The organism is Streptomyces sp. NPDC102514, from assembly GCF_055584525.1.
In genome coordinates this window covers 527,339-549,938 of record NZ_JBVJLW010000003.1, presented here as the reverse complement: position 1 = coordinate 549,938, position 22,600 = coordinate 527,339, and the positions used below count along the sequence as shown (strand labels likewise).

Below are 22,600 nucleotides of genomic sequence, written 5' to 3'. Positions count from 1 at the left end.
GGCCTGTCTGACCATTCCCGTCTGCCGGGCGACGCCATGCACGCACTCTCGCCGCACCGGGCACAGAGCCAAGTACGTCCAGTACGAGGCCCTGCGCCCGGCACGGCGAGAGCACGCACCTGACGCCGCCCGGCCGCCCTCCGGGCGACGACGGGAATTGTCAGACAGGCCCTAGGGGCGCGCTGTTGGTGCCGTCAGATGGACCGGCACCATGGAGGGCGGCATGGGACTCTTGTTGCGGCGCCCCTGCCCTGTCTCCTCCCAGGCGTGCGCCAGGATGCCGACACTGCGGCTGAGCACGAACAGACCGCGGGCCAGAGGTGCGGCGAAGCCCAGCTCGGCGTAGATGACGGCCGTGGCGCCGTCGATGTTCATGGGAACGGGCCTCTTGCCCTCGCGCCCGCGGTTGAGCAGTTCCTCCACCGCACGGGCCGCCCGCAGATGGGCGCCCTCCACCAGGCCGTCCGCCACGGCCCGGTCCACCAGCGCGAGCAGCGGGTCGCGGCGCGGATCGCGGGGGTGGAAACGGTGCCCGAAGCCCGGCAGATAGCGCGAGCGGGCCCGCCACTCGCCGACCACCTCCGCGACGGCGAACTCGAACTCCGCGTCCCCGGCGGGCTGCCCGGACCGACGGGCGGGCCGCGCGCCACCCCGGCCGTGCCGTTCGACGATCTCGCTCAGCAACTCCACGCACTGCTGACCGGCCCCGCCGTGGACATCGCCGAGCATGTTCACGCCGGTGGCCACGGCACTGTTGAGCCCCACCCCGCAGGTGGCGGCCATGCGGGCGGCGGCGATCGAGGGCGCCTGCGTGCCGTGGTCGACGCCGGCCACCAGGGCCGCTTCCAGGAGCCCGGCCTGCTCGGCGCGCGGGAGTTCGCCGCGCAGCATCAGCCAGATCGTCTCGACGAAGGTCGCGTGGCCGATCAGGTCCTGGACCGGATGCTCGCGCAGTTCGACGATGCCGGGCTCGACCCGGCTGACGGCGGTGGCCCACCACTGCGCGACCAGACCGTCCTGCGGCCCGGCCGCCGTCATGACGCCCGGGCCTCGGCGGCGTGGCGGTGTGCCCGCCAGCGGGCGATCAGCCGTGCCCGTTCCTCGCCGTGCTGGTCGAGCAGCGGAGGCGGGGTGTCCGGCGACAGCGCCTCGCCGTCCACCTGTACACCGTTGCCGCTGACCCTCAGCGTGCGGCCCGAGCCGTCCGGATAGGGCAGGTCCGTGAAGAAGCCGCGATGCGTCAGCTGTTCCAGCTCGACGGCCTCCGGGACGGTCAGGACGCGGGCCGCCGGGACCCCGGCCGCGGACAGCATGGCCTCCCATTCCAGGGCGGTCTTCCGGCGCAGGGCCGCGTTGAGTTCGGAGTTGAGTTCCGCGCGGTGCCGTTTCCGCGCCTCCCGCTCGGCGAACCTCGGATCGTCGATCAGCTGGGGCAGCCCGGCGAGACGGCAGAGCGTGACGAACTGCTCCTGCCGGTTTGCCGCGATGTTCAGGCCCCCGTCGGCGGTCTCGAAGGTCCCGGAAGGTGCCGCGGTGGCGTTCTGGTCGCCCATCGGCTCCGGATCCACCCCGCTGACCAGGTAGTTGGAGACCGCCCAGCCCATCGCGGAGAGGGAGACCTCCAGCATGGACACGTCCAGCCGGGCCCCCTGTCCGGTCCTCTCCCGTCCGACCAGGGCCGCGCTGATCGCGAGGGCCGCGCCGAGACCGCCGAGCGAGTCGCACACGGGGAAGCCCACCCTGAGCGGGGCGGTGTCGGTCGTGCCGGTGATGCTCATCATCCCCGAAAGCCCTTGGATGATCTGGTCGTAGGCGGGAGCGGCACTCATCGGACCCGACTGTCCGAAGCCGGTGATCGCACAGCTGACCAGCCGTGGGTTCAGCTCCCGCAGCCGGTCGGCCCCGTACCCCATCCGGGCCAGTACTCCGGCCCGGAAGTTCTCCAGGAGGACGTCCGCGCCGCACAGCAGTTCCTCGAAGTCGGCCCGGTCGGCGGGGTCCTTGAGGTCGAGGACGAGGGATTTCTTGCCCGCGTTCTGGGCGAGGAAGGACGCGCCGATACCGGACCGGTTCAGCTCCGGATCGGGGCCGAGACTCCGTGCGAGGTCGCCCCTGCCCGGCTGTTCGACCTTGACGACCTCGGCGCCGAGAAGCATGAGGTGGTAACTGCAGTACGGCCCTGCGAGCACATTGGTGAGATCGAGTACGCGGATTCCTGAGAGCGGTCGTTCGGGCATGCACCGGCTCCTTCTGCGGTCACAGCGGTTCGAGCGGGTCCAGCGGGTCAGGCAGTCAGGCAGGTCCAGCGGTTCGCGCGGGTTCAGCGGGTTCTGTGAGTCGGCGGTTCACTTCGCCGGGCTGAGCGGATGGTCGAAGCCCTGCTCCGACATCCGCCGGGCGACCTCGGTGAGCGCGGTGGCGAACCGCTCGACGACGGACTCGGGGAAGCGGTGGCTGGGCCCGCTGAGCGAGAGCGAGGCGACCAAGGCCCCGCCGCGCCCCACGACGGGTACGGCGACGGCCGTCAGCCCCTCGTCGCGCTCGCCCCGGCTGACCGCGAAGCCCCGCTCCGCCGCCAGATCCGCCCACACCCGCAACTGCCTGGCATGCCCCTCGCCGTGCGGCGAGCCCGCGGCGATCCGGCGCAGCAGGGCATCGGGAGCCGTCCGCAACAGAATCTTCGACGAGGCACCTGCCCACAGCGGGAGTTCGTCGCCGACCCGTACGACATGACGCAACGGCTGCGGGCTCTCCTGCTGGGCCACGCAGACGCGGGACAGGCCGCGCAGCATGAAGAGATTGACCGTCTCCTGCTGCTCCTCGGCCAGTTCGCGCATCAACTTGCGGGTCTCGCGGGGCAGTTCCCAGCTGGTGTGCGCGAGATGGGCCCAGCGCCACAGGCCCGGACCCGCGGTGTAGCCGGCCGGGGTGTCCCAGAGCAGACCGCACTGCTCAAGGGTCTGCACCATGCGGACCACCGTGGTCTTGGCCAGCCCGGTGGCGTCGACGATCTCCCTCAGCGTGACCGTCGGCTGATCCTCGGTCAGCAGTCCCAGGATGTCCAGAGCCCTGCGCACACTGCGCACCCCGGTCGCCTCGGCCGCCGCCCCCTCATGGTCGGTCCCGCTCACGCGCCTTCCCCCTCTGCTTCGAAACTTCCTCGAACGGCCCTCTTGTCACCGCGAGTTGGCGCCCGTACGTTACACGCCGACCCACAGAGCAGTCCACCAGTACCACTGAGCGGTTTCCTGGGAGATCTCATGCTCGATTCCCTTCTCAAAGCCGGCAGGGACGCGGCGGTGGCCGAGGCGCCTCCCTACGTCGCCGGCCAATGGGGTGGCGGCGGACCCGTGTCGACCCGAACAGGCCCGTATCTGCGCCGCGTCGTCAGCCGGACCTCGACGGTGACCGGTGACGAGATCTCCCACGCCCTCGCCTGGGCCCGCTCCTCGGCCCGTACGGTGGCCGGGCTCGCCCCCGCTCTGCGCGCCGATGTCCTGGACCGAGCATCCCGCGCCGCGTCCGCCCACCGCGAGGGGCTGGCCCGCCTTCTCGCCCTGGAACTGGGGAAACCGGTCAAGGACGGGCTCGGTGAGATCGACCGGGTCGCGGACACCTTCGCCGTGTGCGCCTCGGAGGCGCGGCACATCGGCGGTGAGACCCTGCCCGTCGCGGGCTGGGCACGCGGCGTCGGCAACACCGCCTTCACCTACCGTGCCCCGGCCGGGGTCGCCCTCGCCATCACCCCCTTCAACGCTCCCGCGAACCTCCTCGCGCACAAACTCGGCGCGTCCTTCGCCGCGGGCAACACCACCCTCGTCAAGGCCCCGCCCCAGGCACCGGCCTCCACCGCAGCGATCGTGGCACTCCTCCTGGAATCCGGTATGCCCCCGCAGGGCGTGCAGTTGCTGCACGGCGGCGGCGAGGTGGGCGCGATGCTGTGCGCGGCCGACGAGGTGGCCGTCATCAGCTTCACCGGCAGCGCGGAGACCGGCCGGGCCGTCGCCCGCGCTGCCGGCGCCAAACGACTGGTCCTCGAACTCGGCGGGAACGCAGCCACGATCGTCTGCGAGGACGCCGACATCGGGCAGGCCGCGAAGGAGTGCGCCCGCACCGGATACAGCAACTCCGGCCAGAGCTGCATCTCCGTCCAGCGCGTCTACGTCCACCGCTCCCGCTACGCCACGTTCCTCGACGCGTTCACGGCCGCCGTCGACACCCTGAAGGTCGGCGATCCGCTCGACCCGGCCACCGACGTGGGCTCGATGGTCGACGAGGAGGCCGCCGAACGCGTGGTGCGCTGGTCCGCCGAGGCCGTCGCCTCCGGCGCCCGCGTGCTGCGCGGCGGCACCCGGGACGGCGCCACCGCCGCGCCCACCGTCGTGGCGGAGCCCGCGCCGGACTCCTCGGTCGTGGTCCACGAGGTCTTCGGGGCACTGGTCGCCGTGCTCCCGTACGACGACTTCGGTGCGGTCCTCGACAGCTGCAACGCCAGTCGCTACGGCCTGCAGGCGGGGCTGTTCACCCGTGACCTGGGCCGTGTCGTCACCGCCTGGCGCGAACTGGAGACCGGCGCGCTGATCGTCGGCGGGACTTCCAACCACCGCCTCGACCACATCCCCTTCGGCGGGGTCAAGGACTCCGGCTTCGGCCGCGAGACACCCCGCTCGATGATCGACGACTACACGGTCGTCAAGACCCTCATGCTCCGCGGCCTGTCCGTCTGGGGCGACACGACGTCCATCGACGGAGAGAGCACCGCATGACCGTGACCGCCGCCGAATCCCTGGTCGCCCAACTGGAGTCGTACGGAGTCGAGTACGTCTTCGGCACCTGCGGCCACACCAACATCGCCCTGCTGGACGCGCTCGGCCCGAGTCCGATCCACTTCGTGATCGCCCGCCACGAGCAGGCCGCCGCACACGCCGCCGACGGCTACGCCCGTGCCTCCGGGAAACCCGGAGTCCTGCTCACGCACGTCGGCCCCGGCATGATGAACGCCGTCACCGGGGTGGCCACCGCCGCACTCGACTCGATCCCGCTGATCGTCATCTCCGGCGACATCCCCTCCTACTACTCCGGCCGCCACCCGCACCAGGAGGTCAACCTCCACGCGGACGCCGACCAGGCCGCCATCTACCGGCCCCTCACCAAACGCGCCTGGCATGTACGCCGCGTCCAGGACCTGGCCCGTACGACCGAGCGGGCCTTCTGGACCGCGACCTCCGGCCGGCCCGGGGCCGTGCTCGTCAACATCCCCATGGACCTGCTGAGCCGACAGGTCGAGGAGTACGCCGACAGCCACCCGCTGCCCAGGGGCGCCGCGCTCCCCGGGCTCGACCGGGACACCGCCGAGCGCATCGCCCGGACACTGCTGGCCGCCGAACGCCCGCTGATCTACTTCGGTGGCGGGCTGCGCAAACCGGCCGCGCGCCAGGCCCTCTCCACCCTCGCGGAGCACCTCGACATCCCCCTCGCCCACTCCCTGATGGGCAAGGGCGTGCTGCCCGACAGCCACCCCCTGCTGCTCGGCATGCCCGGATTCTGGGGCCTGGAGACCACCCATGAGTACACCAGGGGCGCCGATGTGGTCCTCGCGCTGGCCACCCGGTTCGCGGAGACCGACGCCAGCTCGTGGGACCCGGCGTACACCTGGACCTTCGGCGACCGGCGCGGCTCGTCCGAGGACGGGCACAGTCCGGCCGGCGACAAGAGCGCTCCGCCGAGCAGGCTCATCCAGATCGACATCGACCCCGCCGAGATCGGCCGCAACTATCCCGTCGAGATCGGGGCGGTCGCCGATGTCGGCGACGCGGTACGAGCCATAGGGGCCGCGGTGCGGTCCGCGAGGCCGGAGCCCTTCGTACGGGAAGGACTGCGCGAGACCGTCGCCGCCGCCCGCCGGGCCGTCTTCGACACCGCCCGGGAGGACGGCCGCAGCGACACCTTCCCCCTGCGCCCGCAGCGCATCCTCGCCGACCTGCGCGACGCGCTCCCCGACGACGCGGTGCTCGTCACCGACGTCGGGTGGAACAAGAACGGCGTCGCCCAGTGCTACGAACTCCCCGACGGCGGGCGCTTCATCACCCCCGGCGGAGCCTCCACCATGGGCTTCGGACCGGCTGCGGCGGTCGGCGTGCAACTGGCCCAGCCGGACCGCGTGGTGGTCGCGCTGATCGGCGACGGCGGGATGAGCGCGCAGCTGCCCGCGGTGCCGATGGCCGTCGAACAGGGCCTGCCCGTCGTCTTCGTGGTGATGAACAACCGGGCCCACGGCACCATCGCCGACCTCCAGGCCTCGTCGTTCGGCCGGTCCTACGGCTGCGAGTTCACCGATGCCGAGGGCCGGCCCTACAGCCCGGACTTCGCGGCCTTCGGACGGTCCTGCGGCGCCGACGGACACACGGTCACCGCTCCCGCCGACCTCTCCAAGGCCCTCGCCGACGCGGTCGCCCGGCGCAGGCCCGCCGTCATCGACGTACCGATGGTCAACGAACCGGTGCCGACGCCCGGCCACTGGAACATCAAGGACATCTACCGCGGGTCCTTCGCCGACTGACCGCCCCCCGACCCCGTCCTGTCCGTTCACCGCTCGCTCACAACGAGGTGACCCCATGACCCGCAGCAGCACCCCACGACCACGCACCGGCACGCGCACCACCGTCCGAGCCGCCGTCTGCACCGCCTCCGCGCTGGCCGTCGCCCTCACCGCGTGCAGCGCGCCCGGCGAATCGGACGACGACACCAAGGCGTCCTCCGGTCCCATCAAGGTCGCCGTCGTCAACGCGCAGAGCGGGCAGCTCAGTTCGCTCGGCGACTGGGAGTACAAGGGTGCCAGGCTCGCCGTCGACGAGTGGAACGAGAAGGGCGGTGTCGACGGCCGGAAGATCCAGCTGAAGCTCTTCGACGACCAGGGCGACCCGACCACCGGCACCAACATCGCCCGCAGGCTGGTCAGCGAGAAGTACGTCGCCATGATCGGCACGGCGGAGAGCGCGGTGACCATCGCCATGGGTCCGGTGCTGCAACAGGCGAAGATCCCGAACATCACCTCAGGCCAGTCCGACGGTCTGGTCGCGCTGAAGAGCCCGTACCTCTTCCTCAACGGGCCGACCAGCACCACCTACGACTCGACGCTCGCCCAGCACCTGGTGAAGGACAAGGGCTACAAGAAGATCGCCATGATCACGAACAACGGTTCCTTCGGGAAGGGCGAGCACGACGCGTTCCTGAAGGCGGTGAAGGACCTCGGTGTGACCCCGTCGACCGACCAGGTGGTCACCACCGACCAGAAGGAGTTCAGCGCGGCCCTGACGAAGATCCGGTCCACGAAGCCGGAGGTCGTCTTCATCGGCTCGGAGGAGGTCGAGGCGGGGCTGATCGTCAAGCAGGCCCGGGACCTGGGCATCACCGCCCCCTTCGCGGGCGCGGCCCCCCAGGGCACCCCCGTCTTCATCGACACGGCCGGGAAGACCGCAGTCGAAGGCACCATCGTCAGCTCGCCCTATCTGAGCAACGACACCAGCCCCGCGTCGAAGAAGTTCGCCGCCGCGTACAAGGACGCGTACGGCAAGGAGGCGGAACTCCACGGCGCCAAGGCCTACGACGGAGCGAACATCCTGCTCACCGCGCTGAGGACCAGCAAGGCCGCGAGCGGCCAGGAACTCGCGGACGCCATCCGCGACACCCACTACAAGGGTCTCCTCGGCGACTTCCGGTACGACGCGTCGGGCGTCGGCATCACCAGGACCACCATCGGAGTCATCCGCGACGGCGAACTCGTCCCGCAGCAGTAGGCATCGGGAGCACTGGGACTACTGGGAGCACCGAAGTGCAGGAGACACTGCAGACACTCGTCGGAGGCCTCAGCCTCGGGGCGGTCTACGCCCTGGTCGCCATGGGGTTCTCCCTGGTCTACCGCACCATGGGCCTGGTCAACTTCGCGCACGCCGACATCGCCATGATCGGCGCCTACGCCGCCTCCACCTTCTACCTGACCTACAAACTGCCCTTCGCCGTCGCCATGGTCGTCGCCATCGCGGTCACCGCGGCGATCGGCCTGGTCATCGAGCGGGTGCTACGGCCCCTGGAGAACAAGGACTTCGACCTGATGCTGATCGGCACGATCGGCTTCGGCATCGTCCTCCAGGCCGTCGCCATCCTGATCTGGGGCACCACAGGACGGGCGGTCCGCTCACCCGTACCGGCCGCCCCGCTCGATGTGTTCGGGGTGCGCGTACGCACGTACGACCTGCTGGTGATGGCCGTCGCTGCCCTCGCGGTGCTGGGCCTCGCCTGGTTCCTCGCGCGCACCAAGCGCGGCGCCGCCATGCAGGCCGTCGCCATGGACCACGAGGCGGCCACCGCCGTCGGCATCGACGTGGGCCGCAGCAACGCCCTCGCCTTCTCCATCGGCGCGGGCCTCGCCGCCCTCGCGGGTGGTCTCGTCGGACCGATGCTGTACGTCGACGCCTCACTCGGCGGAGCCCTCGGCATCAAGGGCTTCGCCGCCGCGATGCTCGGCGGCTTCGGCTCCATCCCCGGCGCGGTCGTCGGCGGCCTCGCGATCGGCGTCCTGGACTCCTTCGCGGCCGGCCACTTCCAGGGCTACTCGGTGCTCGTCACCTTCCTGGTCTTCACCGCCTCCATCATGATCCGCCCGATGGGTGTCTTCGGGGAGAGGACGGTGAGCCGCGCGTGAAGTTCCGTGCCGCAACCCTCGGAGCCCTGGCGGTCGCCGCCTGGCTGCTGCCGTACGGCCTCGGCAGCTACTCCATCCATGTCGTCAACATCGCCCTCATCTACGCCCTGTTGGCCATCGGCATGGGACTGGCCATGGGCATCTCCGGGCAGATCAACCTCGCCCAGGTCGCCTTCTTCGGCGTCGGCGCGTACACGCTCGCCATCCTCACCACCGACTCCGGATACGGGTTCTGGGCGGCGGCCGTGGTCGCGGTGCTCGCGACCGTGGCGACGGGCCTGTTCGTCGGCATCCCCGCCCTGCGCATGCAGTCCCACTACCTGGGGATCGTCACCCTCGGCCTGGCACTCGGCTTCATCAACTGGATCACCAACGCCTCCGTCACCGGCGGAGCCGACGGGATCTCCGGCATCCCGCTGCCCACCCTGCCCGGCATCGACCTCTCCAGCGAATACCTCTACTACTACCTGGAGTTGGTGGTCTGCGCGCTCGGCCTCGGTTTCGGACTCTTCGTCGTCCGTACGCACCTGGGGCGACGGCTGCGCGCGATGCGCGACGACTCCCTGGCCGCGGGCGCCATGGGCGCGGAAATCCCCCTGCTGCGCATGACCGCGTTCCTGCTCGCCAGCCTGTACGGGGGTCTGGCCGGAGTGCTGTACGCGGGCCTCATCCGCTATGTCGCCCCGGAGACCTTCTCCATCGGCAACATGTTCATCCTGCTCGCCATGGTCGTCATCGGCGGCCGGCGCTCCCTCGTCGGCTGCGTGGTCGGCGCGATCGGGCTGACCCTGATCCGCGAGTGGCTCTCCGACTTCTCGACCTACGCACAGCTCGGCTACGGCGTGGTGGTCGTCCTCATGGTCGTCTTCGCACCGACCGGCCTCGCCGGAATCCCGTCCCGCGTATGGGAGTTCGTGAACCGGCGGCGCCTGCGGGGGAGTCCGGGCGAGGGCCGTGCCCGGCTGCACCCCTTCCAGCCGTACGAGGCCGTCGAGCCCCCTGCCTCCGCCACCGGGCCCCTCCTCGACATCCGGTCCGTCACCAAGGACTTCCGCGGACTGCGCGCCCTGGACGACGTCTCCCTCACGGTCGCCTCCGGCGAGATCCGCGGCATCGTGGGCCCCAACGGCTCCGGCAAGACCACCCTGTTCAACGTGATCAGCGGCTTCTACCGGGCCACTTCGGGACAGGTGCGGTTCGCCGGCCGCGCCACCACCACCGCCCGCCCCTACACGCTCTCCCTCCTCGGTCTGGCCCGCACCTTCCAGAACCTGCGCCTGTTCGGCCAGTTGACGGTCCGGGAGAACATCCTCGTCGCCCTCGACCGCACGAGGACCCACACCATCTGGCAGTACGCGGTGTGGCAGCCCGGAGTCGTCCGCCGCGAGCGGCGACTGCGCCGCCGGGCCCAGGAACTCCTGGACCGCTTCGGACTCACCGACTTCGCCGAGGCCGCGCCCGGCTCCCTGCCCTACGGCATCCAGCGGCGCATCGAGATCGCCCGCGCCATGGCCGCCCGGCCACGCCTGCTGCTGCTCGACGAACCGGCCGCCGGACTGAACGGGGAGGAGGTGCGGCAACTCGCCGGCATCGTTCGTTCCATCCGGGACAGCGGCACGACCGTCGTCCTCATCGAGCACAACATGGGCCTGGTCATGTCGCTGTGCGAGCGCGTCACCGTCCTCTCCAGCGGCGGGGTCATCGCGGAGGGCACACCGGCCGAGGTGGTGGCCACTCCGGAGGTCATCGAGGCGTATCTCGGGGATTCGGGGCCGGGGCCGGGGATGGAACCGGGGCCGGAACCGGAGCCTTCGCCCGCTCCGCCCGCTTCCCCTCCGCCCGCTTCGAAGGAGGCGACCCGATGAGCCCGCTGAGTCCGCTGAGTCCGCTGAGGACGATCCCCTTCCGGCGAACGACCGCACCCGACACGGGTACCCCGGCCACCCTCACCGTCGACGACCTGTCCGTCCACTACGGCGGGGTCCGCGCGGTCAGTTCCATCAGCTTCAGCGTGGCGCCCGGGGCGTCGGTGGGCATCATCGGTGCCAACGGCGCGGGCAAGACCTCCACGCTCAAGGCCCTGATGGGGCTGGTCCCGCGGGGCGGCGGACGCATCACCCTGGGCGAGCGCGACCTGACCCGGGTGCGGGCCCGCGACATGGTCCGGCACGGCATCGGCTACGTACCCGAAGGCAGGCATGTGTTCCCCGGCCTGACCGTCGAGAAGAACCTGATGCTCGGCGCGTACGCCCGCCGGTGGGACGCCGGGACCCGGGCCACGCTGGCCGAGGTGCACGAACTCTTCCCCGTACTGGGGGAGATGGGCGGGCGGCTGGCCGGGGCGCTCTCCGGCGGACAGCAGCAGATGCTCTCCATCGGCCGTGCCCTGATGGCCGGGCCGCGCATCCTCCTCCTCGACGAACCGTCCATGGGGCTCTCGCCCAAACTCGTCGGAGAGATCCTGAGCGCACTGAAACGGCTGCGCGAGGAAGGGCTGAGCCTGCTTCTCGTCGAGCAGAACGCCAAACTCACCTTCGGCGCGACGAGTCACTGCCTGGTCATGGAGAACGGCGGCGTCGCCATGACGGGAACCTCCGAGGAACTCAGCCAGGACCCGCGGGTGCGGCGGATCTACCTGGGCCTGTGAACCGCCGGCCCCCAGGTGGCATCACTCGGTGGGGCCGGCGGCGAACCGGTCGGTGCCCAGCACGGTGAGCAGGGCGAGCTTCTCCTGGCTCTCCGTGCCCGGTGTGGCGGTGAAGATGAGCAGCGACTGACCCTGGTCGGGCTCCAGCAGGAGCTGGCAGTAGAGGTCCAGCTCCCCGACCTGGGGATGCACGAACCGCTTGGTCTCGCTCCACCGCAGACCCACCTCATGGCGCTCCCACAGCCGGGCGAACTCCTCGCTCGTGCGCAGCAGGACGTCCGCCAGATCCGCCGCGCTGGAACCGGGCCCGTCCCGCGTGACGGCCGCCCGCAGCAGCGCCACATTGGTCCGACTGTTCTTGCCGTACTCGTCGGGGTGGTACCGCTCACGGGCGACCGGATCGGTGAACCACCGGTACGTGGCGCTGCGGTCGTTGCCGGTGTACTGGGTCTGGTGGCCGAGCAGCGCCACCGCGGACGGCGTCTGCAGCAGGGTCTCGCCGAGTGGGCCCATGACCTGCGCGGTCGTGGCCGCCAGGCCGTCCATGACCCGCATCAGCCCGGGGCTCACATGGTGAAGGCGCGCGTCGCGGCGGGCGGTGCGGTAGCCGGCGAGCAGGAACAGGTGATCGCGTTCGTCCGGGGTCAGCCGCAGGCCGCGCGCGATGGCCGCGACCATCTGCTCCGACGGCTGCGGCCCGTCGCCGCGTTCCAGCCGCGCGAAGTAGTCGGCGGACATGGTGCACAGCTCCGCGACCTCCTCGCGGCGCAGCCCCGGAGCGCGCCGACGCTGCCCGCGACGCAAGCCGACATCCTCGGGTTGCAGTGCCGCGCGTCGGGTGCGAAGGAAGGCGCCCAGGGACGATCGGTCGAACGTGTGGTCCATGGTCCCCATCCTTGGACATCCGGCAGGGCTTATCCACGACCTCCCATTCAGTGGTTGAGCGTGTCCTTCCACCGTCCTGGCACGGCGAGTTCACTGATGTCGAGATCACCGATCGCCACGCATCACAGGGCACGCGTCACGCCCTCACCGCAGCACGCCCCCGGATCACGGAGCCAGGAATCATGCACACGAACAGCTGGACAGCCGACGACCTCCCCGACCTGACCGGCCGCACGGTCGTCATCACCGGCGCGAGCCGCGGCCTCGGCCTCATCACGGCACGCGAACTCGCCCGGGCCGGCGCCCGCGTCGTACTGGGAGTACGCGACACCGAGAAGGCCCGCCAGGCGGTCGCCGACCTGCCCGGCACCTTCGACATCCGGCCGCTCGACGTGTCGGACCTGACCTCGGTACGGGCCTTCGCCGACGCCTGGACCGGCGACATCGACATCCTGATCAACAACGCCGGAGTGATGGACATCCCCGCCGCGCGCACCGCCGACGGCCTCGATCTGCAGACCACCACCAACTACACCGGCCCCTTCCTGCTGACCACGCTGCTGCTCCCGCACCTCACCGACCGCGTGGTGCACGTCACCAGCGAACTGCACAAGCAGGGGAGGATCGACCTGGCCGACCTCGACTGGCGGACGCGCAAGCACAACGGCATGCGGGCCTACCAGGCGTCGAAGCTCGCCGTCGTCCTCTTCTCGCTGGAGCTGCAACGCCGGCTGGCGGCCACCGGCAGCCCCGTGCGCTCGGTGCTCGCCAGCCCCGGCATCGCCCGTACCTCGCTGGCGGCCGGTTCCCGGTCGAACGTCGTCAACCGGTTCACGTTCCTCACCAACGCGCCGGAGCGCGGGGCCCTGTCGGTGCTCTACGCCGCGACCCAGGACGTACCCGGCAACGCCTACGTCGGGCCGGACGGCCCCGGCGGCTTCAAGGGCTCCCCGTCCCTCCGCCGACCGGGCAGGGCGGGCCTCGACCCGGCCATGGCCGGCCGGCTCTGGAACGCGACCGCCGACCTCGTCGGGGCGGGCACCCGATGAGCCACCGGAACAGTTACTCGGAAGCAACCGACCAGGGCGAGGACATGACGTTGCGGACTCACAAGATCGGCGCGCACGGCCTGGTCTCCTCCATCGAGGGCCTGGGAACCATGGGCATGACCGCGATGTACGGCACCCCGGACGAGACGGAGGCCGTCAGGACGGTCCACCGCGCGGTCGAGCTGGGCGTCACCATGTTCGACACCGCGGACATGTACGGGCCCTTCAGCGGCGAGGAACTTCTGGGACGGGCGCTGAAGGGCCGCCGCGACGGAGTGGTCGTGGCGACGAAGGGCGGCGGTGTCACGCTCGACGAGAACGGCCGGTTCGGCGGCGGCCCCAACGGCAGTCCCGCCTATCTGCGGGCGTGCGTGGAGGGCTCGCTGCGCCGGCTGGGCACGGACCACATCGACCTGTACTACCTGCACCGGGTCGACCCCGCTGTCCCCGTCGAGGAGACCTTCGGCGCCCTCGCCGATCTGGTGACGGAGGGCAAGCTGCGGTACCTCGGTATCAGCGAGGCGTCCCCGGCGAGCATCCGCGCGGCACACGCGACCGCCCCCCTGTCTGCGGTGCAGACCGAGTACTCGTTGTTCAGCCGCGGCGTCGAGGTCAACGGCGTGCTCGACACGGTTCGTGAGCTGGGCATCGGGTTCGTCGCGTACGCGCCGCTCGGCCGCGGTTTCCTCACCGGGGCCGTGCGATCGGTGCGGGACCTGCCGGCCCATGACTTCCGCCGCACCTCACCGCGTTTCGCCGACACGAACCTGGCGCAGAACCTGTCGCTCCTCGACCGGATCGTCGCGACGGCGGACGAGCTCGGCGTGACGGCCGGCCGGCTCGCCCTGGCCTGGGTCCTCGCCCAGGAGGGAGTCACAGCCGTCCCCGGCACGAAGCGCCGCACCTGGCTCGAAGAGAACGTCGCCGCCGCGGCCGTCCGGCTCGACCCCGCGACCCTCGCCGCGCTGAGCGCCGCGATACCGGTCGGAGCCGCGGCGGGAGACCGCTACGCGCCGATGGGCATGGCGTCCATCCAGGAGTGATCCCGATACCCGGCACTCGGCACTCGGCACCCGGCGGCCGGCGGCCGGTGTCAGCGTGTCAGCTCGCGGTGGGCCGCCAGGCGGCTTCGGCGGCCAGGACGGTCGGGTGGACGGGAAAGACCTGGTCCAGGCCGACGATACGGAAGATCCGGCTGACGGCATCGGGGACGGCGGCCAGGGCGATGCCCGCGCCGGCCGTCAGGGCGTGATTGCGGGCGGCGATGAGCACGGTGATACCGCTGGAGTCGCAGAAGGTGACACCGCCGAGGTCGAGGACGAGTTGCTGGCCCGGACGCAGGTCGAGCCCCGGCAGTGCCGCGCGCACCTCGGGGGCGCTGTGGTGGTCCAGGTCCCCGGCCAGCTCGATGACCGCTCCGGCGGGAGCGGTACGGGTGCGGAGGGTCAGGTGCTGGGTCACGGCAGCTCTTCACTGGGAGGTCGGGGCACGGGGAGGCCGGGCACGTGGATGGCCAGGACGGCGGTGTCGTCGTCCACGCCGCTGCCAAAGGTGTCGAGCAGGTCGCGGATCGCGTCGACGGTGTCGGAGGCGGTGGTGGGCGCCAGCGTGCGCGCGAAATCGAGAAGGGCGTCGTCGCCGTAGCGGTCCTCGCCGTCGACGGCGTTGACGTGGGCCTCGGTGAGCCCGTCGGTGTGCAGCAGCAGGGTGTCGCCGGGGGCCAGCCGGACGGCGGTGGTGCCGATGTGGGCGTCGGCCAGGACACCGATGAGCTGTCCGCCCGGCGTGGGCAGATGGTCGGTGGTGCCGTCGGCGCGCATCAGCAGGGCGGGCGGATGACCGCCACTGGCCAGGGTGACGTGGAAGCCGCCCCGGTCCGGGTCCGGGGTCAGCAGACCGAAGATGACCGTGCAGAAGCGGGGGTCGGCGCCGTTGTACTCGTGGTTGAGGACCGTGTTCAGGTTCCTGAGGACGGCGACCGGGTCGGGGTTGTACACGGCCGCGGCCCGCAGGGTGTAGCGGGTCAGCGAGGTGACGGCCGCGGCGGCGGCGCCCTTGCCGCACACATCGCCCAGGAACAGTCCCCAGGTGCCCTCGGCCAGCGGGAACAGGTCGTAGAAGTCGCCGCCGACCTCGTCGACGGAGGCGATGTGGTAGTACGCGGACACGTCCAGGCCGGGCACGTTGGCCAGGGCCGGCGGCAGGAGCGTCTTCTGCAGGGTGGCGGCCAGGCGCTGGAGGCGTTCGCGTTCCCGCTCGGCCTCCTTGCGGGCGCGCAGCAGCTCGGTCTCGTAGGCGCGGCGGTCGCGCGCGTCGAAGAGGGTGGTACGGATCAGCAGCGGCTGCCCGTCCCTGCCCGTGCGCACGGTCGAGGTGACCAGGACCGGCAGGCGGGAGCCGTCGGCGGTCTTGAGTTCCAGGGCGATGCCGCTGACCTCGCCCTGCATTCTCAGCAGCGGGGCGAAGTGGGTCTCGTGGTAGAGCCGGCCGCCGACGGTCAGCAGGTCGGAGAAGTGTCTGCGGCCCAGCAGGTCGTCCCGCTCGTAGCCCAGCCAGTTCAGCAGCGTGGTGTTGACCTTCGCGATCCTGCCGTCCAGCAGGGTGGACAGATAACCGCAGGGCGCGTGCTCGTACAGATCCTCGACGCTGTCCTCCAGCAGCGCGGAGAACTGCGCCCGATCGTCGGAGGAGCCGAAGTCGCCCTTGCCCCAGCCGCCCGCTGTCCCGCCCCTCTTATCCACTCTGCCTGCCTCACCCACCCCGCCCGCCTCGGCCACCCCGTCCTCCTCGTCGCCGGACGTGCCCATCAGGCGAGTGCTTCGACGAACGAGGTGATCGCCGCCGTGGTCTCCTCCGGAGCGGCGAGCTGCGGGCAGTGTCCGGTGGCGTCGAGCGTCACCAGGCGGCTTCCCGGAATCCGGGCCTGCACGAACTCGCCCACCTCCCGCGGAGCGATCGCGTCACTGGCGCACTGGGCCACCAGCGTGGGCACCTCGACCAGGGCGAGATCCTCGCGGTTGTCGGACAGGAACGTCACCCGGGCGAAGACCCGGGCGATGTCCGGATCGGTGCGGCAGAAACTGTTGGTCAGCTCCTCACCCAGTTCCGGTCGCTCCGGATTGCCCATGATCACCGGGGCCATGGCGCCCGACCAGCCCAGATAGTTCGCGTCCAGCGATCCCAGGAGCTCATCGATGTCCTCGGCGTCGAACCCGCCCCGGTAACCGGTCGCGGGATCGTCGACGAACCGCGGCGAGGGCGCCAGCAGCACGAGCCCGGCGAACGCCTCGGGCTCCCGGCCGGCGGCCACCACACCCATCATCGCGCTCACGGAATGCCCCACGAACGTCACGGGACCGAGCGCGAGCTCCCGGCACAGCTCCAGCACGTCCTCCACGTACCCGTCGAGCGTCGAGTACCGCTCCGGGCTCCATGCCGACAGATCGGAGTTCCCCGCGCCCACGTGATCGAAGAGCACGACGGTGAAATCACGCTCCAGCGCCGGGGCCACCAGACGCCACATGTTCTGGTCGCACCCGAACCCGTGCGCCAGCATCACCACGGGCCCGCCGGGCCGCCCCGACACCGTCACATGGTTCCTATGCCGCACATTCATACGAAGCATCCTCGCAGACCGGAGGCGGTCCCCGCGGTTCGAGGACCTGCCCGGTACGCCTCGGCCCACGGCCGCGCCCGGCTCGCAGGCGTCCCTCCGTACGCCGTTCGGTGTGCCGTCGGGCGGACGCCACCGAAGCGGTGACGCGGGATGGCGGAACATCGGCAGCCCCCACAGGGTGCCCCGGCTGACCGAACTGCGCCGCGCGCTGCCGGAAGCCCGTGCCCTGCCGGGAAGCGCCGAGACGATCCCGCTGCCCGCCGGGTCCGTCGATGCCGTGAGGGCGGGCAACGCCATGCACTGGTTCGACATGGCCGTCGCGGGACCCGAGATCGCCCGGATCGGGGCGAGCGCGGCCGTCGGCCAGCGTGACACCCGCGGGCTGGCGCGCGGAGACGGCGGACATGCATTCTCCGCCTTCGGACACGGACCCTCCGGCGACGGACAGGCAGCCTCCGGCGACGGACAGGCACCCTCCGGTCGCGCGTATGCCCCGTCCGGCGACGGGCGTGACCGCCCGGTTCGGCTCGGCGGAGCTGGTCGCCTTCCCGCATGGGCAGTGCCGTACAGCCGACTCCCTCGTCGCGACCGTCGCGACGCGCGCGGGGCTGCCGGTCATGCCGGGGCAGGAACGCCGGGCCACGCTGGACCGGATCCGCGCGTACGTCGTGAGCCGGCCGGGGACCGCTCGCGCTGAGTTCACGCTCCCGATGATGACCGGCGTACTGCGCGTCCGGCGGCTGTGAAGACCTCTCCTCGCAACGCGCCTCACGCCTATTCGGTGCGCAGAGCCGTGGCCGTTCGGGATCTGGCGGCCCAGCCGGCCGGCAGGAGCGCGCCCAGGGCTGCGATGAGCAGGCCGCCCAGTACGAGGGGGAGCAGTTCGGTCGCGTGGTAGACGGCGATGACGGAACCGGGGAGGCGGAGCCCCACGCTGTCGCCCATCGCGGGGAGGACCCAGCCGTGCAGGGCCACGCCGAGCGGCACGCCCAGGGCGCCCGCGACCAGTCCGGTCAGGACGACCGACGTCAGGACCATCGCGACGGTCTGCCGGGGCGTCATGCCGAGCGCCTTGTGGACCCCGATCTCCCGGACGCGCTCGCGGGTGTCGAGCAGGACGCCGTTGAGCACGCCGAGCGCGGCGACGGCGACCAGCATCAGCGTGAGGATCGCGGACAGCGCGTTGAGCGTGACGACCATGTCACCGCCGGCGCCGAGCCCGCCCGCCTGAGCGGTGACGCCCAGCGGTGCCAGGTCCTTGTTCAGCGCAGCGACATAGCCGGTCACCTCCGTCCCAGACGCGACCGCTATGTGATGGCTCGTCTCCGTCAGGTCGGGATGGGCGCCTGCGAGTGTCGACACGTCGGTGAAGACCTGCATGCCGTCGTTGCGGGGGTCGAGAACCTCACCGACGATCCGGACCGTGACCGGCTCGGCCAGCCCGTCCAGGGTGACGGTGTCGCCGATACGGGCGCCGGTGGCGGCCAGGAAGGGGGTCGGGACCACGGCCTCACCGGGCTTGCCGGTACCGCGCCCGTCGTTATCGAGCTCGTCGGTGCCGGACCTGTTGAACCAGCGGCCCGAGACCATCGTGTAGCCGCCCCAGGAAGCGTCTCCGGTGAAGGCGATCACGTCGACGGTGCCGGTCAGCCCGGACACGGCCGCCCGTACCGTCGCCGCGCTGTAGTACTTCCCGGTTCCGGTGGCGGCCTCGACGGCGGTGGCGACCGCGGCGGGATCGGCCTTGGCCGCGGGCTGCTTCCCGGCGCCGGAGTCCCGGGGGTTCCGGGAGCCTTGCGGATCTGGCGGTCCGTGGGGTCCCTGGGGGCCGATGTCCGGCAGGGGCGCGGGCACGACCACATCGGCGACGTCGTGCGCCTTCGCCTCCATCACCTGGCCGAGCGAGGCGCCCATCCCCACGGTGAACGTGACGGCGACGGTGCCGAACAGGATCGCCGTGCCCATGGCCAGCGCGCGGACGGGCCGTGCGAAGGGCCGGGCCAGGCCCAGGGCGACGGGCCGCGGCAACGGCAGCCGTCCGGCGAGGCGGACCGCCCACCGGCCGCGTCCCGCCGAAGCCGTACGGCCCGTGGCGAGCGCGTCGACCGTACGCAGCCGGCCGGCACGCCAGGCACTCGCCCACGCGGTCGCGGCCACCAGTCCGAGCACCCCGGCGATCACTGTGACGTCGACCCAGGGGGCGACGGCCAGGGACGAGATGCCGTACACCTCCCCGGTCTCAGCCATGACGGGGACGGCGAGCAGATGACCGGCGACGACACCGAGGCCCGTACCGCCGACGGCCGGGATCAGCGCCTGACCCACGTACGCCCGCACGACCTGGGCCGGGGTGAAACCCACGGCCTTGAGGATGCCGATGCGGCGCGTTGCGGTGCCGACGGCCGACGCGACGATGTTGCCGACGATCAGCACCGACATGACCAGCCCCAGGGCTCCGAACGCCATGAGGAACGGCACGTAGACGGCGGTCTCGCGCTCGGCGGACTCCTTGACGGCGAGCCAGGACTGCTTGCCGAGGGTTGCCCCGGACGGCAGGGATCGGGTCACGGCCCTGCCGCCCGCGCTGATCTGCGCGGCGGTGTCCGCGTCGGTGAAGCGGTAGAGCATCTGGTAACCGCCGCTGCCGGATGCCGTGAGTTCCGGCAGCTGGGACGGGACCACCCAGGCGTCGGCGGTCCGTGTGACCGAGCGGGCGACGCCGACCACCCTCAGTTCCGTACCGCCGGGCAGGTCGGGGAAGGCGATCTTCATGCCCAGGGTCGGGAAGAGGGGGGAGTCGGCGGACAGCGCGATCTCACCGGAACGGGCGGGCCACCGCCCGTCGAGCAGCGTCACCTCGTCCACGTCCCGGCCGGGATCGCCCCGGCCTGCCACGGTCAACGGCCCGCCGGGGCCGCCTCCGTCCGACCGCGGGGTGACCGTCGCCGTACGGAACGGCCCGGCCGCGCTGCTCACCCCTTCGGCGCCCTTGGACTTCGACAACTGCCCGGCACTCACCCTGCCCGCGTCGAACCGCACGGACAGATGCGCGCCGTGCTGCTTGGCGAAGGCGTCGTCGAAGGGTGCGCCGGACACCACGAGCAGTGATCCGCCGAGGACGGAGACGGTCACCGCCATCATCGTGGCGAGCCCGATCACCAGCGTCTGCACACGGCGGCGGCGCACGCCCGAGCGCACCACCTTGCCGAGGGCACTCATCGACGGACCTCCGAAGCGACTGCCTGCGAAGCGGCGCTCTCCGAAGCGGCGCTCTCCGAAGCGTCGGCCCGCGAGGCGGCGCTCTGCGAGGCGGCGCTCTGCGAGGCGGCGCTCTGCGAGGCGGCGGCATTCGATGCGATGGCAGCCGACGCGACAGCATCCGGCGCGACGGCGTCCGACCGGACGTCTTCCCGGACGGCTTCGACGATCCGGCCGTCGATGATCCGTCCGTCGGCGATCCGCACCGTGCGGTTCGTGCAGGACCGGGCCAGGGCCAGGTCGTGCGTGACCACGACGAGGGTCTGGCCCTCGGCGTTGACCTCGCGGAGCAGCCTGCTGACGTCCTGTCCGGCTGCCGTGTCCAGCGCGCCGGTCGGCTCGTCGGCCAGGAGCAGCGCCGGCCGGTTCATCAACGCCCGCGCCACCGCGACGCGTTGACGTTCGCCGCCGGACAGCCGCCCCGGATGGGCGCGGGCGTGCTGGTCGATGCCCAGCAGTTCCAGGAGTTCCGCCGCCCGGCGGTCCGTCTCGCCGCGTGCCATCCCCGCGAGGCGTGCGGGCAGGGCGACATTGTCGGTGACGGTCAGATCGTCGAGCAGGTTGAAGAACTGGAAGACCATGCCGACCTTCGACCGCCGGTAGAGCGCCGATCCGGCCTCGCCCAGCCGATCCACCCGCACTCCGTCCACGGTGACGGTTCCCGTGTCGGGCCGGTCCAGGCCCGCGATCAGGTTGAGCAGTGTGGACTTGCCGCTGCCGGAAGGGCCGAGGATCGCGACGGCCTCGCCGGGGCGCACGGTCAGTGACACCTCGTGCAGAGCGGGCGGGCCGTCGTCGTAGCGGCGGCTCACCTCCCGCAGTTCGATCACCGGCATGGTCACGAAATGCTCCTTGCGCTGGGGGAGTTGACTGCGTGAACGCTAGGAGCGGGACCGGCCCGTACACATCGCCCGCCCGAACCCATTGCGGTACCGCGCCGGGACGATTCCCCGGAACGTCATCCCTGCGATGTAGGCGGGCGATGTATCCCGTGCGGTGAGAACGACCATCAGGACGGACTCCGCCGGGCCGCGCGACGGCGACAATGAACCGGTGACGGACGCAGAACCGGTGACGGACGTACGTACGACGCCGACGCGGCTGTGGGAAGCCGCCCGCCGGGCGGTCCGCGACGCCGGGCTGCCGAGCGGTCCACGGCTGCGGCCCACCCGGGGCGCCTGGCAGTTCGATGTGCTGACGGCCCTGGTACTCGGCATCACCACCGTCTACTACGGCATCGACAACGCCGACAACGTCGTGATCCGTGAGATCGCGCCCGGCGTGGAGCGTGTCGTTCCGCGTCCGTCCGGCCCCGCGGGCATGGCCTTCATGGTGACCCTCGCGGCCGTCGCCTCGGGTGCCCTGGCGCTGCGCCGCCGCTATCCGCTCGCCGTGCTGTACGTCGTGACGGCCGCGACCCTGGCGACACCTCAGAGCGTTCTGCGGCTCACCTTCTACGCGTACGTCGTCGCCGTCTACAGCGCCGCCGTGTACAGCCCGTACCGGGTGGCGACGCTGGTGGCACTGCCGGTGTCGGTCGTCCTGGTCGGCACCTCGGGCAACTCGGTGACACCGATCGTCCCGAACGAGTACATCGCGCTGCTGATCCTGGTCCCCATGGCCGTGGCGGCGGTCGGGTTGCGGACCTGGAAACTCCGGACCGACGAGGGCCGCACCAGACTCTCCGCCCTGGAACGCGAACAGACCCGGGCACTGCGCCGGGCCGTCGAGCACGAGCGGGCCAGGATCGCCCGCGAACTCCACGACGTCGTCACGCACAACGTCAGCGTGATGATCATCCAGGCGGGTGCCGCCCGCAAGATCATGAAGACGTCGCCCGAACAGGCGGGTGAGGCGTTGCTCGCCGTCGAGGCGGGCGGACGGGCCGCCATGACCGAACTCCGTCATGTCATGGGACTGCTCACCATGGCCGCCGAAGGCGCAGGCGAGGACGAGGACGGGGGTGGGGGCGGGACCAAGGCGACGGGCGACGGTACGCACCCGGCCGGTACAGCGGTGATGGAGCTGGCCCCGCAACCCGGCCTGGACCAGCTGGACCAGCTCGTCGGACGGGTCCGGGACACCGGGCTGCCCGTCGCCCTGACCGTGACGGGACCACCCCGTCCTCTCCCGCCCGGCCTCGAACTCGCCGCCTACCGCGTGGTCCAGGAAGCCCTGACCAACACCGTGAAGCACGCGTCCGGCGCCACCGCCGCCGTGACCGTCGAATACGCGCCGGAGCGGCTCCGGGTGGAAGTCACCGACACCGGTGGACGGCCGGGCACGGGCGCGGCGGCCGGGAGCGGCCGGGGGCTGATCGGTCTGCGCGAGCGCCTCGCCGTCCACGACGGAACCCTGAAAACCGGCCGGCGCCTGACCGGCGGCTACCGTGTGGAGGCCCATATCCCCCTGGAGACAGTCCCCTTGGAGACACCGTGAACACC

Annotated in this window: 18 protein-coding genes and 1 pseudogene; 10 read left to right on the top strand and 9 right to left on the bottom strand. The window is 71.4% G+C overall.

Annotated features, from left to right (window positions below; all coding sequences use genetic code 11):
* Window positions 1-171 precede the first annotated feature (171 nt).
* The 3 genes from ACZ60E_RS10595 to ACZ60E_RS10585 all read right to left on the bottom strand — a co-directional run bounded on the left by ACZ60E_RS10595 (window position 172) and on the right by ACZ60E_RS10585 (window position 3,131).
* Entirely contained in the window at window positions 172-1,038 is an 867-nt protein-coding gene (locus tag ACZ60E_RS10595) for a citryl-CoA lyase (RefSeq protein ID WP_469439426.1), read from the bottom strand.
* On the bottom strand, window positions 1,035-2,237 hold the full coding sequence (locus tag ACZ60E_RS10590) for a CaiB/BaiF CoA transferase family protein (RefSeq protein WP_469439424.1): 1,203 nt from the start codon (window positions 2,235-2,237) through the stop codon (window positions 1,035-1,037). The genes ACZ60E_RS10595 and ACZ60E_RS10590 overlap by 4 nt, the downstream gene beginning before the upstream one ends.
* A 108-nt stretch (window positions 2,238-2,345) precedes the next feature.
* Window positions 2,346-3,131, bottom strand: coding sequence for an IclR family transcriptional regulator (locus ACZ60E_RS10585; protein WP_469439422.1), 786 nt, complete (start codon window positions 3,129-3,131; stop codon window positions 2,346-2,348).
* Between the two features lie 129 nt (window positions 3,132-3,260).
* Between ACZ60E_RS10585 and ACZ60E_RS10580 the strand changes: the two genes are divergently transcribed.
* From ACZ60E_RS10580 to ACZ60E_RS10555, 6 genes are read left to right on the top strand one after another with little or no spacing between them, the layout of a single operon-like run.
* On the top strand, window positions 3,261-4,766 hold the full coding sequence (locus ACZ60E_RS10580; protein ID WP_469439421.1) for an aldehyde dehydrogenase family protein: 1,506 nt from the start codon (window positions 3,261-3,263) through the stop codon (window positions 4,764-4,766).
* Window positions 4,763-6,559: a thiamine pyrophosphate-binding protein gene (locus ACZ60E_RS10575; RefSeq protein WP_469439420.1), complete on the top strand. Its 1,797-nt coding sequence runs from the start codon at window positions 4,763-4,765 to the stop codon at window positions 6,557-6,559. Before ACZ60E_RS10580 ends, ACZ60E_RS10575 begins: the two co-directional genes overlap by 4 nt.
* Before the next feature lie 55 nt (window positions 6,560-6,614).
* Window positions 6,615-7,796 (top strand): ABC transporter substrate-binding protein, encoded by a 1,182-nt coding sequence (locus tag ACZ60E_RS10570; protein ID WP_469439418.1) that lies wholly within the window; start codon window positions 6,615-6,617, stop codon window positions 7,794-7,796.
* A gap of 35 nt (window positions 7,797-7,831) precedes the next feature.
* On the top strand, window positions 7,832-8,701 hold the full coding sequence (locus tag ACZ60E_RS10565) for a branched-chain amino acid ABC transporter permease (RefSeq protein WP_469439416.1): 870 nt from the start codon (window positions 7,832-7,834) through the stop codon (window positions 8,699-8,701).
* The gene (locus tag ACZ60E_RS10560) at window positions 8,698-10,566 is read left to right on the top strand and encodes a branched-chain amino acid ABC transporter ATP-binding protein/permease (protein WP_469439414.1); all 1,869 of its coding nucleotides are present in this window, start codon (window positions 8,698-8,700) and stop codon (window positions 10,564-10,566) included. Before ACZ60E_RS10565 ends, ACZ60E_RS10560 begins: the two co-directional genes overlap by 4 nt.
* Window positions 10,563-11,348 carry an ABC transporter ATP-binding protein gene (locus ACZ60E_RS10555; protein WP_469439411.1) on the top strand — a complete coding sequence of 262 codons (786 nt, stop codon included), beginning with the start codon at window positions 10,563-10,565 and terminating at the stop codon, window positions 11,346-11,348. Before ACZ60E_RS10560 ends, ACZ60E_RS10555 begins: the two co-directional genes overlap by 4 nt.
* 21 nt (window positions 11,349-11,369) lie before the next feature.
* On the opposite strand, the gene ACZ60E_RS10550 is transcribed toward ACZ60E_RS10555, so the two are convergent.
* Window positions 11,370-12,233: a helix-turn-helix transcriptional regulator gene (locus tag ACZ60E_RS10550; protein WP_469439409.1), complete on the bottom strand. Its 864-nt coding sequence runs from the start codon at window positions 12,231-12,233 to the stop codon at window positions 11,370-11,372.
* 182 nt (window positions 12,234-12,415) lie between these two features.
* Between ACZ60E_RS10550 and ACZ60E_RS10545 the strand changes: the two genes are divergently transcribed.
* Together ACZ60E_RS10545 and ACZ60E_RS10540 are read left to right on the top strand one after the other, a co-directional pair.
* Entirely contained in the window at window positions 12,416-13,282 is an 867-nt protein-coding gene (locus tag ACZ60E_RS10545; RefSeq protein WP_469439407.1) for an SDR family NAD(P)-dependent oxidoreductase, read from the top strand.
* A gap of 44 nt (window positions 13,283-13,326) precedes the next feature.
* Window positions 13,327-14,325, top strand: coding sequence for an aldo/keto reductase (locus ACZ60E_RS10540; protein ID WP_469439405.1), 999 nt, complete (start codon window positions 13,327-13,329; stop codon window positions 14,323-14,325).
* Between the two features lie 58 nt (window positions 14,326-14,383).
* Here the strand turns inward: ACZ60E_RS10540 and ACZ60E_RS10535 are convergent, their stop codons facing one another.
* Genes ACZ60E_RS10535 through ACZ60E_RS10525 form a run of 3 tightly spaced genes read right to left on the bottom strand, consistent with a single transcriptional unit; the run spans window position 14,384 to window position 16,898 of the window.
* Complete coding sequence (locus ACZ60E_RS10535; protein WP_384804311.1) at window positions 14,384-14,743, bottom strand: STAS domain-containing protein; 360 nt, start codon at window positions 14,741-14,743, stop codon at window positions 14,384-14,386.
* Complete coding sequence (locus ACZ60E_RS10530; RefSeq protein WP_469439404.1) at window positions 14,740-16,089, bottom strand: SpoIIE family protein phosphatase; 1,350 nt, start codon at window positions 16,087-16,089, stop codon at window positions 14,740-14,742. The genes ACZ60E_RS10535 and ACZ60E_RS10530 overlap by 4 nt, the downstream gene beginning before the upstream one ends.
* Window positions 16,089-16,898: an alpha/beta fold hydrolase gene (locus tag ACZ60E_RS10525; RefSeq protein WP_469439402.1), complete on the bottom strand. Its 810-nt coding sequence runs from the start codon at window positions 16,896-16,898 to the stop codon at window positions 16,089-16,091. The genes ACZ60E_RS10530 and ACZ60E_RS10525 overlap by 1 nt, the downstream gene beginning before the upstream one ends.
* Window positions 16,899-17,386: 488 nt before the next feature.
* Here ACZ60E_RS10525 and ACZ60E_RS10520 point away from each other — a divergent pair, with 488 nt between their 5' ends.
* Window positions 17,387-17,644, top strand: coding sequence for a hypothetical protein (locus ACZ60E_RS10520; protein WP_469439400.1), 258 nt, complete (start codon window positions 17,387-17,389; stop codon window positions 17,642-17,644).
* A 28-nt stretch (window positions 17,645-17,672) separates the two neighbouring features.
* On the opposite strand, the gene ACZ60E_RS10515 is transcribed toward ACZ60E_RS10520, so the two are convergent.
* Together ACZ60E_RS10515 and ACZ60E_RS10510 are read right to left on the bottom strand one after the other, a co-directional pair.
* A complete protein-coding gene (locus tag ACZ60E_RS10515; protein ID WP_469439399.1) occupies window positions 17,673-20,117 on the bottom strand; it encodes an ABC transporter permease in 2,445 nt (814 codons plus the stop codon).
* Between the two features lie 152 nt (window positions 20,118-20,269).
* Window positions 20,270-20,998, bottom strand: a pseudogene (locus ACZ60E_RS10510) (ABC transporter ATP-binding protein); the annotation flags it as partial.
* A 211-nt stretch (window positions 20,999-21,209) separates the two neighbouring features.
* Here ACZ60E_RS10510 and ACZ60E_RS10505 point away from each other — a divergent pair.
* Entirely contained in the window at window positions 21,210-22,595 is a 1,386-nt protein-coding gene (locus ACZ60E_RS10505) for a sensor histidine kinase (RefSeq protein WP_469439397.1), read from the top strand.
* Window positions 22,596-22,600 lie beyond the last annotated feature (5 nt).